This window comes from Ochrobactrum chromiisoli, assembly GCF_026241335.1.
GTDB lineage: Bacteria > Pseudomonadota > Alphaproteobacteria > Rhizobiales > Rhizobiaceae > Brucella > Brucella chromiisoli.
The window spans coordinates 175,267-188,233 of sequence record NZ_JAPHAV010000006.1; the positions used below are offsets into that span (position 1 = coordinate 175,267).

Sequence of the window (12,967 nt, forward strand, 5' to 3'; positions counted from 1 at the left end):
ACAGAAATATGAAACTTAACCTGTGCCATAAGAGAACAGATCAAAGCTCTTAAGCGGTAACGTTTTGCAATGAAAAAATCAGCCTATAGAGGGTGTCGATCGTGGATACATCGGCCACGCCGTCCACATTCTGTGTTCGAAAACGTCGTTGAAACGCCTTAATCACGGTCTCAGTAGCCTCATCAAACACACCATTGATCTCAATTTTGTAACCATACAGCGCTAGCATGGATTGCAAAGCCTCGACGGGTTGCCCCTGCTCGCCACGCGCGAGAAAACGTCCGCCACGAATGGCTGTCGGTTCAATGTGATGGGCTAGCCCTGCTTCATGCAGGCGCTTCCATGGAAAATTGTGGCCAGGATCTGTCTTGCGTTCTGGCGCTATATCTGAGTGCGCGAGAACATGCTCGGGGCGAATGCCATAACGCTCGCAGATGCTTCGGCAAAGCTCAATGACGGCTTCAATCTGGCGATCGGCGAAGGGCGGGTAGTTTTCTAACTCACCCGGATTGACGATCTCAATGCCGATCGAAGCCGAATTAATGTCGGTTTCGCCTTTCCAGAAACTTTTCCCTGCATGCCATGCGCGCGCCTTTTCAGAAACCATCTGCACTACGCGGCCATCCTCGTGGACAAGGTAATGGGCCGAGACTTCCCTCTCGGGCGACTTGAGAATATCAAGCGCCTCCTGAGCGGTCGCGAGGCCGGTATAATGCAGGATAAGATAGGTCGGCGTCTTGCCATCCTTGCGGATACCAAAATTCGGCGATGCATCGACAGTCGCGGCTGGATAGTCGGGCTTTTCCAAAGCGAGTGCCGTCAGGAGTTCTTCTTCTGATGTATCTGGGCTGCTCATGCGGCTTCCAACTGTTTTTCTACGCTTGCCCAGGCTGCATTGATGGCAGCAAGGCGTGTATTTGCAATCTTGATGAATTCAAGCGGAAGACCTTCCGCAACAAGCCGGTCAGGATGATGCTCTTTGACCAATGAACGATACCGCTTGCGCGCATCCTCAAACGAAACACCCCGCACCAGACCCAGTATGGCGTAGGGGTCGCCCTCGCCTTGGTTGACATGGCGCAGAGCAATACGCTCGAAACCTTCCTCATCAAAGCCGAATATCTCGGCAACACTTGAGAGGAACGCCATTTCTTTCTCATGCACATAACCGTCGGCCGTTGCGATATGGAACAGACCGTCGAGAATGTCTTCCAGCAAATGACAATTATCATCGCCTGCACGGCAAAGGCCAGCAAGCTGACGCGCGTAGCTCTCATAGCCTGCAACGTCCTGCTGTGCGAGATTATAGAGCCGGACCACATGAGCATGCTCTTCGGGTGGAACAGAAAAAATATTCTGGAATGCCCGAAACTCGTCCTGGGTAACAACGCCATCAGCTTTCGCCATTTTGGCTGCAAGAGCGATCATCGCGATGGAAAAAGCAACACGCCTGCGCGTATCTGCATCCCCTTCAAAAACCGTTCGCACAGCCTCAATCACGCTTGAAATAGCGTTCAGCGTTAAGGAAGTGACAAACTCACCGATGCGGCCCCAGATCGACATGAATCGTTTCTATAGAATTCCGTAATGACTGGAAACAACAACCCGTTGCAAAACAGAAAAAACAATGAACTGGAAGAATATAGGCTTGGCAGCGCCGATTATTGCGCTGCCTGACGAGACTCAAACGACCGCTGAGCTGCGCTCGCTGCCGCTTCACCTGCGGCCTGCGCCTGTTGTTCGCTCTGGCCAACAGCCTTGGCTGCCGCTTCCGCATTCGCGCGCGCCCGGTCAATAGCGGCTTTCTGCTCTTCCGGCGTCATAACGCCGGAATTATCCTGCAAAGCCTTTAACAAGTTCGGGCCATCCTGCTCTGGCGCAGGTGCAGACGTTGTTTGCTCTTCCTGAGAAGGAACGGCAGCCTGCTCATCCTCCCCTTTGCCGCAAGCGGCAAGGGCAACCAGAACAATAGCGGAAATCAAAAACAAAAAATGGCGGCTCATAACAAAAGACATAACCGAAGAAAGCCGGCGTTTGAACATGGAAAACGCAGTTATACTGTCTTTATTATCAACCGCTGCGGAATTATCCATCATCTTCGCTCCTTACGGGGCGAATGGCGGCCCGCCAACCGGACCGCCATTCACTTATCAGCAAACAAAGCTGACGCAATATCAACTGAACTGCCCCTTAATTTGCAGGCGGCGTGCCGGTCGTACCTGGCGTTGCCGGCGCAGGAGCAGGTGTCGAAGGTGGGGTCGCCGGTGGGGTCGCAGGTGGAGTCATTGTGTCATTGTTAGCAGGCGCAGCTGGCGCTTCAGGCGAAGGCGATGCCGGTGCCTTGCTGGCATCGTTGGAATTGTCGCTGCATGCTGCAAGCCCCAAAAACGATACGGCAGCAACCGAAGCAATTAAAAACTTCTTCATGATGGCTATCCTTCCCTAAAAAACAGCGTTGTGGGGACTGATCCAACGCGCATTGTTACTCGTGCCTGACCGGTTAACGGCCAATCACCCTATTAAGACATCGTCACATCACTTTTTCGTCCCCGGTGATGCTTGGCGACGCTCTCAACATCACAGGACAAAACGGCGAGTATGCGGAAAGGTTCTCTCAATTAGTCTTACTACTGGTAACAAACCGCCATAATAACAAAGTGGTAACCATATTTTTCCGTCGCGTGCCGATAACCCGAAAGGGTTCAACTTGAGCAGAAACACCGCAGCGGCCTCTCGGGGCGCGCTTTTAAAATAAGGGAACGGGAATTTCCCCCTCTCAATCGCCGCAACACAATCTATTTCCCGCAAGTTTTTGCGAGCATAACTGATGACGTTGATACACGGATCGCGTAACCGTTGTTAAAATTGATTCGCGACACCGGGATCCCTGTATGAACCGTATGGCCAACCGCAGCATTCTAGCCCTTGGCATGTTACTTCTGGCCGGCTGCACCACAGTCGACTACGATTTTGCCGATGTTAAAAAATCCGGCAGTTCGATGCAGCAAATGGCGCGCCCCACAGGTTCCATAAACGCGCCACGTTTTGATGATCGCAAGCCATTTGAATGGACTGGGCGCACTCCGTGGCATTATCCGATCCACGGTACGGATGTTTCCAAATATCAGGTCGATGTCGACTGGAATGCGGTGCGGCGCAGCGGCATTTCCTTTGCCTTTATCAAGGCAACAGAAGGTGGTGATCGCCTCGATGATCGTTTTGCTGAACACTGGAACGGCGCAAAACAGGCTGGCATTCCACGCAGTGCCTATCACTTCTATTATTTCTGCCGTCCAGCCATCGAACAGGCCCGTTGGTACATTCAGAATGTTCCGCGCGATCCCAACGCCTTACCCCCTGTCCTCGACATGGAATGGAATGCGCATTCCCCCACCTGTAAGCTGAGGCCGAACGAAGCCATCGTGCGCAAGGAAATGAAGATTTTCCTCAATGCCGTTGAAAAACATTACGGTAAGCGTCCCATCATCTACACGACCGTCGATTTCTTTGATGAGAATAATCTCAATCAGCTGCACGGTTATCCATTCTGGCTGCGCTCAACTGCGGGCCATCCAACGGAAAAATATGGGCCGCATCCGTGGACCTTCTGGCAATATACCGGCACCGGCACCATTCCGGGTATCAAGGGTGATGCAGATATCAACGTGTTTGCGGGCAGCGCCAGCGCCTGGAAAAAGTGGCTGGAAAGCAACAAGGTCCGTTAACTCGGCATCAAATGAGAGCGCATACTAAGTTTCGCTTCATTTCCATGACGTGATGAGGCACTAGAGCGGCGTGCGTTCGGTTGGACGCACAAAGGACGTTCTACATTATTGAGTTTAAGCGTAGAGCTTTCCAAAAACGATTTCGATTTTTGGGCCGATGCTTTAGATTTTGGAAATAAATGGGGAAGTTCTTTCTCTTTTAATTGTGAGTTCTCTCGATGAAACTTATCGCTTCAGTGATGGCTGCCGCTTTACTGGCATCAACTGCAATTTCGCCTGCGCTCGCCTCTCCGGGTCCAGATGCTGCAACCAATGCGGCCAATCTGCCTAAGCCGGAATGCGAGATCGATTATGGTCAGTGGATGGATAATCTGACCAAGGAAGCGCGCGCAGCAGGCGTGGGTGAAAAGGGCATTGCCGAACTGCACAAGGCCTCCCTTGAACAGAAAGTTCTCGACCGTGACCGCAAACAGACGGTCTTCAACCTGACATTCACCGAATTCTCGAAGCGCCTGATTTCTGAAGCGCGCCTGAAGAACGGCCAGAATAACCTCGTCAAATATGCCGATGTTTTCAAGAAGGTCGAAGACACGTATGGCGTGCCGGGTCCGGTGCTTGCAGCCTTCTGGGGGCTCGAAACCGATTATGGTGCCATTCAGGGCGATTTCGATACGCTGAACGCGCTTGTGACACTTTCTTACGATTGCCGCCGCCCGGAACTCTTTCGTCCGCAGCTGATCGCCCTTCTCAAGCTTTTCGACACCGGCGTTGTCGATGCGGCGACAACAGGCGCATGGGCCGGTGAAATCGGCATGATGCAGCTTCTGCCGAAGGATTATCTTGAACGCGGCGTCGACGGTGACGGCGATGGCAAGGTCGATCTCAAGAACAGCGTTCCTGACGCGATGATGACCGCTGGCCGGATGATTTCCGAACTCGGCTGGAAGCGTGGCGAGCCTTGGCTCGAAGAAGTACGCATCACCAAAGATCTGCCATGGGAAGAATCCATCCGCACCAATCGCAAGCCGCATTCATGGTGGGCAGAACAAGGTGTAGTCGGGCTTAATGGACCGCTTGGCCCTGATGATGGCAATGCATCGCTGTTGCTGCCACTGGGCCGCAAGGGACCTGCCTTCCTGTCTTATGCAAACTTCGATGTTTTTGTGGAATGGAACAAGTCGATCGTTTATGCGACGACCGCTGCTTATTTCGCCACCCGCCTTGCAGGTGCGCCAGCCTTCAATCCCGGCAACCCCGATCAGGGCCTGACGCAGGACCAGATGAAGGAACTCCAGACCAAGCTTCAGGCGCGTGGCTATGATATGGGCAAGATTGATGGCGTCTTCGGTGTGTTAACCCGCGATGCGGTCCGTACCGAGCAATTGCGTCTTGGAATGCCTGCCGATTCCTGGCCAACACCTGAACTGCTCGAAAAGCTTTAATTTCAGAATAAATCAAAGGCGCGGACAATCTCCGCGCCTTTCAACTTTTGCAATCACGCTGGTCGCCATGCTCTCAACCCTGATCGTTGTCCTGCCCGTGTTTGCCCTGATTTTCTCAGGTTGGCTGGCGTTCAGGCTAAAAATATTAGGCCCACATGCAATTGCAGAACTCAACCGCTTCGTCGTCTATCTCGCACTGCCCGCCCTGCTTTTCGACATCATGGCCAATACGCATGGCGGCGATTTGTGGCAACCGGGCTTCATCGGCGCTTTTCTGCTTGGCAGCGCCGTGGCCTTTGCCCTGCCCTTCATCATCCGCCTGCGCGGTAAACAGCCGCTTGCAGACAGCGCCATCGATGGCCTTAACGCCGCCTATCCCAATACAGGCTATATGGGCATTCCGCTATCGATGATTGCATTTGGTTCAGGCGTTCTCGCTGCGACCACAATCACCATCATCATCACCGTTTGCGTGACCTTCGCTTTTGCCATTGTCCTGATCGAAATAGGCCTGCAAACCGAGAAGAAGCCGCTTCATCTTGCTCGGAAGGTTACGCACTCGCTGATCCGCAATCCGTTGCTCGTCGCACCGTTCCTCGGAATGCTGGTGCCTGTAACCGGCTTTGCCATTCCCGCACCTGCTGAAACATTTCTGAAGATGTTAGGCGGCGCTGCCTCTCCATGCGCACTTGTTGCACTCGGGCTTTTCCTTGCCCAGCCGCGAAAGATTGAGCGCGAAAGCATCAATGCCATCGCTTTTCTTGTTTCGGTCAAGCTGGTGGTCATGCCGCTCGCCACATGGCTGCTTGCTGTTTATGCGTTTCAACTGCCATCACATCTGGCACAGAGTGTGACCTTGCTGGCAGCCCTGCCCGCTGGCACCGGTCCCTTCATGCTGGCCGAACATTATCGTCGTGAGGCCGCAATTACGTCGAATGTCATTCTCTATTCGACAACGATTTCGGTCGTGACTCTGTCCGTTTTCCTTGCCTTTATCAGCTAAAACATACCCGACACTGGGTCAAAGCCACCTCCAAAATTGGCGGTTTCGTGGCATTTTCATGAAATGTGAACAAACTTTTACAGTTAAAAATTTCAATGACTTAGGTGGTAAACAGAAGGTTTTTTCCACGATCACCACATATTGCAGTGAGAAATGTTCTTTTGTTTAAGGCCTTTTGCGCTTAGATTCAGGATCTCTACCAGCGCGCATTCGACCTCGTCGGATGCATAAAAGGAGACAGACCAATGGGACTCACGCGATCTTTGAATGTCCTCATGATCTGTGCAGCATTTGCATTTGTTGCAGCGTTGATAGCAGGCGTCATTCCCTGATTAGGAATAGCCTAAGCCATTAGAAGACCTTGGTTTTGAGGATAAATCAATTCTTCTCATCTGAAAGAAAAGCCCGGTTTTAAACCGGGCTTTTCACGTTTCAGGCCACTTGCAATGAAGTTTCTGTTTTAGGCCGAATGCCAATCATGTGGCAGATGGCATAAGGAAGATCAGCCCTGTTCATCGTGTAGAAATGGAAATCCTGCACGCCACGCTCGATCAGATCCATCACCTGTTCGGCAGCAATGGCGGCTGCAACAAGCTGGTGCGTCTGCGCATCGTTTTCCAGACCATCGAAGCGCTCCGCCAGCCATGTCGGAATATGCGTTGCAGAACGTGCACAAAAATTGCGAACCTGCTTGAAATTATGCACGGGCAGAACACCCGGAACAATCGGAATATAGATGCCCGCACGGCGCACGCGTTCGACATAACGCTCATAAAGATCATTATCGAAGAAGAACTGCGTGATGGCGCGCGTTGCGCCATTGTCGACCTTACGCTTGAGCATATCGATATCTGTGGCGAAATCCGGGCTTTCGGGATGCTTTTCCGGATAGGCCGAAACCGAAATATCGAAATCGGCAAGCTTGCGTAAACCGCCAACCAGCTCGGCGCCATTCTGATAGCCGCCCGGTGTGGGAACATATTTCTCACCAATACCGGCAGCCGGATCGCCACGCAACGCTACAAAGCGATTAACACCAAGTTCTGCGAATTCCTGCGCAACACGATCAACCTCCTCGCGGGTCGCATCCACACAGGTGAGATGGGCCGCAGGCTTGATATCCGTCTCTTTCAGAATGCGCGCAACCGTGCGGATCGTGCGCTCCCGCGTCGACCCGCCCGCACCGTAAGTCACGGAGACAAATTCCGGCTTGAGCGGCGCAAGCCGCGTTACCGTTTCCCACAGGCGCTGTTCCATTTCTTCCGACTTGGGCGGAAAGAATTCAAACGATACCCGTGTGGTCTGGCCGATGTCAGATCGGCGTGAAAGACCGTAAAAGCCCATTAAACTGTCTCCGTCATGCTTATATTCTGTGGTGCCGGATCGGCGATCAGCAGGCGTGGGTCGCGGCCAAGCCACAGCTTGACTGTCAATCCATCGTCACCATTGGCAACCTTCGGCCCCAGGGTGCGCGTTTCTGCAGGCTCAAGCCCGGCTTCTTTCATCCAGCCCAGAATCTGCTCATCGCTAAACCCAAGCCGCAAATGCGCATGGTCTTCGCGCAGAAACTCAAGTTTATGCGGAGCAAAATCGACAATCAGCAGCCTTCCACCCGGACGCAGCGCACGCGCCGCCTCGCGGATTGCAGCCAACGGATCATCAAGAAAATGCAGCACCTGATGGATTGTCACCAAGTCAAAATTCTCGCGCTCAACAGGCAATGCATAAACATCGCCCTGCCTTACCTGCGCATTGTTCACCGATCCGAGATCAAGATTGGCGCGCGCCACGGCAAGCATGTCACGATTGATATCGATGCCAAGACCACGCGCATAAAGCGGTGAGAACAGCTCCAGCAGACGGCCAGTACCCGTGCCGACATCAAGCATAGACTGAAACGGTTTGTCGCCCACAATGGTTTTGAGAGCTGCTTCCACCGCATTTTCAGGAACATGCAGCTTACGGATTTCATCCCAACTGCCAGCATTGGCACTGAAATAGGCCGCAGCCTTTTCCTGACGATTGGATTTGACCTGTGAGAGGCGCTCCAGATCGCGTTCAATAAGCGTATCCGCAGCATCAAGTTTCAACAAGAGATTGCGCGCAACCTCGCCGCAAACTGCGTTATCCGAAAGTCGGAAATAGGCCCAGGCACCTTCCTGATAGCGATCGATCAGATCAGCTTCGCCAAGCAGCTTAAGATGGCGCGACACGCGCGGCTGCGACTGGCCAAGGATTGCAGTCAGGTCCGAAACAGTCAAATCGCCCCTCGAAAGAAGCGCAAGGATGCGCAGACGGCTCGGTTCAGCCACTGCTTTTAAAACATCCACCATCTGATCGAGCTGCAAGCGCAATTCGCAATCTCCACATCGCTAAACATATAAAGATATGTTTATGTGAAATTCATTTGCGGTGCAAGCAGTTTTCACGATCCCATACACAGCAAAACTGTCATAGTGTTCGCGTAGCCGTTTGAGCAGAATGACAGCTGGGTTATGATTACATCGAATCTTGCTGCAAGCAGGAAAGGATGACCGCCATGGGTGCAAGCACAGAACGCCAGAAGGCTGTTGCAAAATCGCTTACGCTTTTGCTTCCTGCGGTTCCTTATTCGGATTCAGAACCAATTCGTGCGGCAGCCCTTGCGCCGCATATGAAATCGCTCCCGCCTTCAATTGCCGTATGGCTGGCAACAGTGGCGCATGTCCGCCATGCCCATACCGACTATGACGCGCTGCGTGATGACGGTTACGACAAAGATTCAGCACGTTTCTTTGTGCTTGATGAGATCAATAAAAAGCTGACCGAATGGCGCGCCACACGGCTCGTTACCGCAGATGAAGACGAAAAGGTCGATCTGTAAAATCCGCGTGCCTATTTCTGCACAACAACGAACAGACGCGGAAAACGCAGCAGAACCCGGCCATCCTTGATTTCCGGGTAGTGCTTGTTGATCGCTGATTTATACGAACTCAGATACTGGCTTTGCTCCGCAGCATCCAGTGGATCGAGAAACGGGCGCAGACCAGCTGCCTTCACCCATTCAACAATCGCATCAACGCTTTCCAGCGGGTGATTATAAATCGTGTGCCAGATATCGATGCGCGACGCCTGCCCTGCAAAGGCATTGTAAAATTCTGACACAGGCGGCAGAGGCGCTCTTCCTGTCCTGCCAATTTTATCATTGAAGGCTTCCGATTGCGCAACCTCCCGCATGGCCACATGCACTGGCTCCATCATATTGTCGGGCATCTGAACTGCCAGAAAGGCACCAGGCTGCAAAAGCGATACAAGCCGTCTCATTTCAGCAACGGGATCAGCAAACCACTGAAAGACCGCATTGGAAAACAGCACATCCGTCTGCGCATCCGGCGCGTAACGCGTTGCATCAGCGACCGAAAACTCGACCTCTGGGAGACGCGCCCTCGCCTTTTCGATCATATCCGGCGAGGTATCAAAGCCTGATACTTCCGCATCTGGCCAGCGATTAACCAGAAGCCCGGTAGAATTTCCTGGACCGCAACCAATATCGACCACCTTGCGCGGGTTATCGATCTTAATCTGCGCAAGAAGATCAGCCGCAGGACGGCTCCGTTCATCTTCAAACTTCAGATATTGCTTTGCGGACCAGTCTTTCATTTGCAAACTCCATACAGCAAAAAGGCCGGTGCGATGCACCGGCCTTTGAGTTTTTAACGTGTCAGCGGCTTGTAAGTCACCCGCTTTGGATTGACGCTTTCGGGTCCGAGACGACGAACCTTATCCGCTTCATAATCTTCGAAGTTACCTTCGAACCATTCGACATGGCTGTCGCCTTCGAATGCCAGAATATGCGTTGCCAGACGATCAAGGAACATACGATCGTGGGAGATGATAACAGCGCAGCCAGCGTATTTTTCGAGCGCATCTTCAAGCGCTGCCAGCGTTTCCGTATCAAGATCGTTGGTCGGTTCGTCGAGCAGCAGAACGTTCCCGCCAGCCTGCAACATCTTGGCAAGATGCACACGGTTGCGCTGACCGCCGGACAGATTACCAACCTTGGCCTGCTGATCGCCGCCCTTGAAATTGAACGCGCCGCAATAAGCGCGGGAATTCATTTCAAACTTGCCAAGCTTGATAATATCGTTGCCGCCGGAAATTTCTTCCCAGACATTCTTGTTCGGGTCGAGATGATCGCGGCTCTGATCGACATAACCAAGATGAACTGTGTCACCGATGCGGATTGAACCGGAATCCGGCTTTTCCTGACCAGTGATCATCTTGAACAGCGTCGACTTACCAGCACCGTTTGGACCGATAACACCAACGATACCACCCGGAGGCAGCTTGAAAGTGAGGTTTTCAATCAGCATACGGTCGCCAAACGATTTGGTCAGACCTTCAGCTTCAATAACCACCTGACCAAGACGCTCGCCTGCCGGGATCAGAATCTGGGCATCGCCCGGACGCTGATTGTTGGCAGCTTCAACGAGCTGGTCATAGGCCTTGATACGGGCCTTGGACTTCGACTGACGCGCTTTCGGGCTTGCAGCAATCCACTGGCGCTCACGCTCAAGGGCCTTCTGACGCGAATCTTCTTCACGGCCTTCCTGAATCATACGCTTGGACTTCGCTTCCAGATAGGCAGAGTAGTTGCCTTCGTAAGGAATGCCGCGACCGCGATCGAGTTCGAGAATCCAGCCTGTCACATTGTCAAGGAAGTAGCGATCGTGCGTGATGAGAAGAACTGCGCCTTCATATTCACGTAAGTGCTTTTCCAGCCAAGCAGTGGTTTCAGCGTCAAGGTGGTTGGTCGGTTCGTCAAGCAGCAGCAGATCAGGCTTTGACAGCAGCAGCTTGCAAAGCGCAACACGGCGACGCTCACCACCAGAGAGAGTTGTAACATCGGCATCCGCTGGCGGGCAGCGCAATGCTTCCATCGCCATTTCAACCTGACTATCCAGATCCCACAGATTCTGGCTGTCGATGACATCCTGAAGTGCTGCGCCTTCGTCGGCGGTTTCGTCGGAATAATTCATCATCAGCTCGTTGTAACGGTCGAGAATAGCCGTCTTCGCGGCCACACCTTCCATCACATTGCCAAGAACGTTTTTTTCCGGATCAAGATGGGGTTCCTGCGCGAGATAGCCGCACGTTGCACCGTCTGCGAGCCAGGCCTCACCGGTGTAATCCTTGTCGAGACCAGCCATGATCTTGAGAATTGTCGATTTACCGGCACCATTTGGACCAAGGATACCGATCTTCGCATCTGGATAGAATGACAGATGAAGGTTTTCGATAACCTTCTTTGCACCGTAGGCCTTGTTCAGCCCGGACATATGATAAATGAATTGGCGTGCCATAAAGCGCGTCGTCTCCACGAGTTAGAGAGCGTGAACGGCCATTTGCCGAACCGCAAGGAAAAATTCTGCTGGGTATGTAGGCGAAATAGCGCGCGGAAGCAAATATCATCGCGCAAAGTCGACATGGAAATGTGCTTGAATAAAATGAAACCGGGCGCGGATATTTCCGTCACCCGGTTTCCCCTCTGGCCACCACTCGGGAAAGTATCCTCCCTTTCACCGAACGGCCTGCTAGTTATGCCTTAAAGACTGAAATTCGACGCCTCTGAATTCTCTTCAAAACCCAGCCCACATCCCCTGATTAGGACAGATTTGCCTAGGATTTTGCGGTTTTCAAGCGAAATTTACTCGAAAATTGTAAATGCCTAAAATTAGTTCATTCAACCTCTGGATGCCTTTTTAAACGACACCACCAAAAGAGAATTTGACTATTTGCGCGGCATAAATTCTGATGACCTGATGACATTTCAAACCATCAAACGCTTGCAGCTCTCAGACGGAACCGAACTCCCATATCGGGAGGCGCTGGCTGCCCGGCCAAAAGCCGCCATACAAATCTGCCATGGATTGGCCGAACATTCCGCTCGTTATGCGCGCTTCGCCGAAGCGCTCAATCAGGCGGGCTATCATGTTTACGCCCATGATCATCGTGGGCACGGCGCCAATATTGGCTTCCATGCGCCACGAGGAATGTTTGCGCCCAAAGACGGCGATAGAGTGGCTATCGGGGATGTTCTGGCACTCAACCATCATATTCATGCAGCGCATCCCGGCGTGCCGGTGGTATTATTTGGACACTCCATGGGGGGCTTGATCGCGCTGAATTACGCGCTTGCGCATTCGGATACGATTGATGCGGTTGCCGTCTGGAACTCTAATTTCAATGGCGGCATTGAGAATAGTGCCGCAAAGGCAATCCTTTATGCAGAGCGCATGTTGAAAGGCTCCGACGTCCCAAGCACGATCTTGCCGAAACTGACGTTCCGGGCGTGGGGAAACGCGGTTCCCGACCATCGGACCGCTTTCGACTGGCTGTCTCGCGATCCGGCTGAGGTCGAAGCCTATATCCGTGATCCGCTCTGTGGCTTTGATCCAACCATTGCATTGTGGATCGACATATTCCGCATGATGAAAACGGGGGCGACAAACAGTCATTTTGCAAATATGCGCAAAGAGCTGCCATTCAACCTCGTTGGCGGCATGCAGGACCCTGCAACCGACAAAGCCAAAGCCACGCGCAAACTGGCCGACAGGATGAAAGCCATGGGCTTTAAGAATATTACCTGCACTCTCTATCCTGAAACCCGTCATGAAGGTCTGAACGACATCAACCGGGATGACGTGACGCAAAATTTTCTGGATTGGCTCGCAGAGGTACTTCCGTCTTCCCCCATCTCAGAGTAAAAGCGGCGCACACAAATATCCAGTCTAGCTCACAATTTTTTGAAACGCTTG

General features: G+C 52.6%; 13 protein-coding genes. 6 read left to right on the plus strand and 7 right to left on the minus strand.

Translation table 11 applies throughout. From position 1 onward, the window contains the following. Window positions 1–49: 49 nt before the first annotated feature. The 3 genes from OPR82_RS13675 to OPR82_RS13685 all read right to left on the minus strand — a co-directional run bounded on the left by OPR82_RS13675 (window position 50) and on the right by OPR82_RS13685 (window position 2,093). Window positions 50–856 carry an N-acetylmuramoyl-L-alanine amidase gene (locus tag OPR82_RS13675; RefSeq protein WP_265985433.1) on the minus strand — a complete coding sequence of 269 codons (807 nt, stop codon included), beginning with the start codon at window positions 854–856 and terminating at the stop codon, window positions 50–52. Then, window positions 853–1,563, minus strand: a complete 711-nt coding sequence (locus OPR82_RS13680) for a J domain-containing protein (RefSeq protein ID WP_265985434.1) — start codon at window positions 1,561–1,563, stop codon at window positions 853–855. Before OPR82_RS13680 ends, OPR82_RS13675 begins: the two co-directional genes overlap by 4 nt. 98 nt (window positions 1,564–1,661) lie before the next feature. After that, window positions 1,662–2,093 carry a hypothetical protein gene (locus OPR82_RS13685; RefSeq protein WP_407673264.1) on the minus strand — a complete coding sequence of 144 codons (432 nt, stop codon included), beginning with the start codon at window positions 2,091–2,093 and terminating at the stop codon, window positions 1,662–1,664. Between the two features lie 113 nt (window positions 2,094–2,206). Here OPR82_RS13685 and OPR82_RS13690 point away from each other — a divergent pair, with 113 nt between their 5' ends. The 4 genes from OPR82_RS13690 to OPR82_RS13705 all read left to right on the plus strand — a co-directional run bounded on the left by OPR82_RS13690 (window position 2,207) and on the right by OPR82_RS13705 (window position 6,170). Continuing rightward, window positions 2,207–2,446 carry a hypothetical protein gene (locus OPR82_RS13690; RefSeq protein ID WP_265985436.1) on the plus strand — a complete coding sequence of 80 codons (240 nt, stop codon included), beginning with the start codon at window positions 2,207–2,209 and terminating at the stop codon, window positions 2,444–2,446. A gap of 445 nt (window positions 2,447–2,891) precedes the next feature. Further along, window positions 2,892–3,725 (plus strand): glycoside hydrolase family 25 protein, encoded by an 834-nt coding sequence (locus tag OPR82_RS13695; protein WP_265985437.1) that lies wholly within the window; start codon window positions 2,892–2,894, stop codon window positions 3,723–3,725. 218 nt (window positions 3,726–3,943) lie between these two features. Then, the gene (locus OPR82_RS13700; protein ID WP_265985438.1) at window positions 3,944–5,167 is read left to right on the plus strand and encodes a lytic murein transglycosylase; all 1,224 of its coding nucleotides are present in this window, start codon (window positions 3,944–3,946) and stop codon (window positions 5,165–5,167) included. A 67-nt stretch (window positions 5,168–5,234) separates the two neighbouring features. After that, window positions 5,235–6,170 (plus strand): AEC family transporter, encoded by a 936-nt coding sequence (locus tag OPR82_RS13705; protein ID WP_265985439.1) that lies wholly within the window; start codon window positions 5,235–5,237, stop codon window positions 6,168–6,170. 432 nt (window positions 6,171–6,602) lie between these two features. Here the strand turns inward: OPR82_RS13705 and metF are convergent, their stop codons facing one another. Both metF and OPR82_RS13715 read right to left on the minus strand, forming a co-directional pair. Beyond that, window positions 6,603–7,514, minus strand: a complete 912-nt coding sequence (metF, locus tag OPR82_RS13710) for a methylenetetrahydrofolate reductase [NAD(P)H] (protein WP_265985440.1) — start codon at window positions 7,512–7,514, stop codon at window positions 6,603–6,605. Next, window positions 7,514–8,503 (minus strand): ArsR/SmtB family transcription factor, encoded by a 990-nt coding sequence (locus tag OPR82_RS13715; RefSeq protein WP_265985488.1) that lies wholly within the window; start codon window positions 8,501–8,503, stop codon window positions 7,514–7,516. Before OPR82_RS13715 ends, metF begins: the two co-directional genes overlap by 1 nt. Before the next feature lie 206 nt (window positions 8,504–8,709). Between OPR82_RS13715 and OPR82_RS13720 the strand changes: the two genes are divergently transcribed. Next, window positions 8,710–9,033, plus strand: coding sequence for a DUF2293 domain-containing protein (locus tag OPR82_RS13720; RefSeq protein WP_265985441.1), 324 nt, complete (start codon window positions 8,710–8,712; stop codon window positions 9,031–9,033). A gap of 11 nt (window positions 9,034–9,044) precedes the next feature. Here the strand turns inward: OPR82_RS13720 and tam are convergent, their stop codons facing one another. Beyond that, on the minus strand, window positions 9,045–9,809 hold the full coding sequence (gene tam, locus OPR82_RS13725) for a trans-aconitate 2-methyltransferase (RefSeq protein WP_265985442.1): 765 nt from the start codon (window positions 9,807–9,809) through the stop codon (window positions 9,045–9,047). A gap of 53 nt (window positions 9,810–9,862) precedes the next feature. Next, complete coding sequence (gene ettA / locus OPR82_RS13730; RefSeq protein ID WP_265985443.1) at window positions 9,863–11,512, minus strand: energy-dependent translational throttle protein EttA; 1,650 nt, start codon at window positions 11,510–11,512, stop codon at window positions 9,863–9,865. 459 nt (window positions 11,513–11,971) lie between these two features. Here ettA and OPR82_RS13735 point away from each other — a divergent pair, with 459 nt between their 5' ends. Continuing rightward, the gene (locus tag OPR82_RS13735; RefSeq protein WP_265985444.1) at window positions 11,972–12,916 is read left to right on the plus strand and encodes an alpha/beta hydrolase; all 945 of its coding nucleotides are present in this window, start codon (window positions 11,972–11,974) and stop codon (window positions 12,914–12,916) included. The last annotated feature ends 51 nt before the right edge of the window (window positions 12,917–12,967 follow it).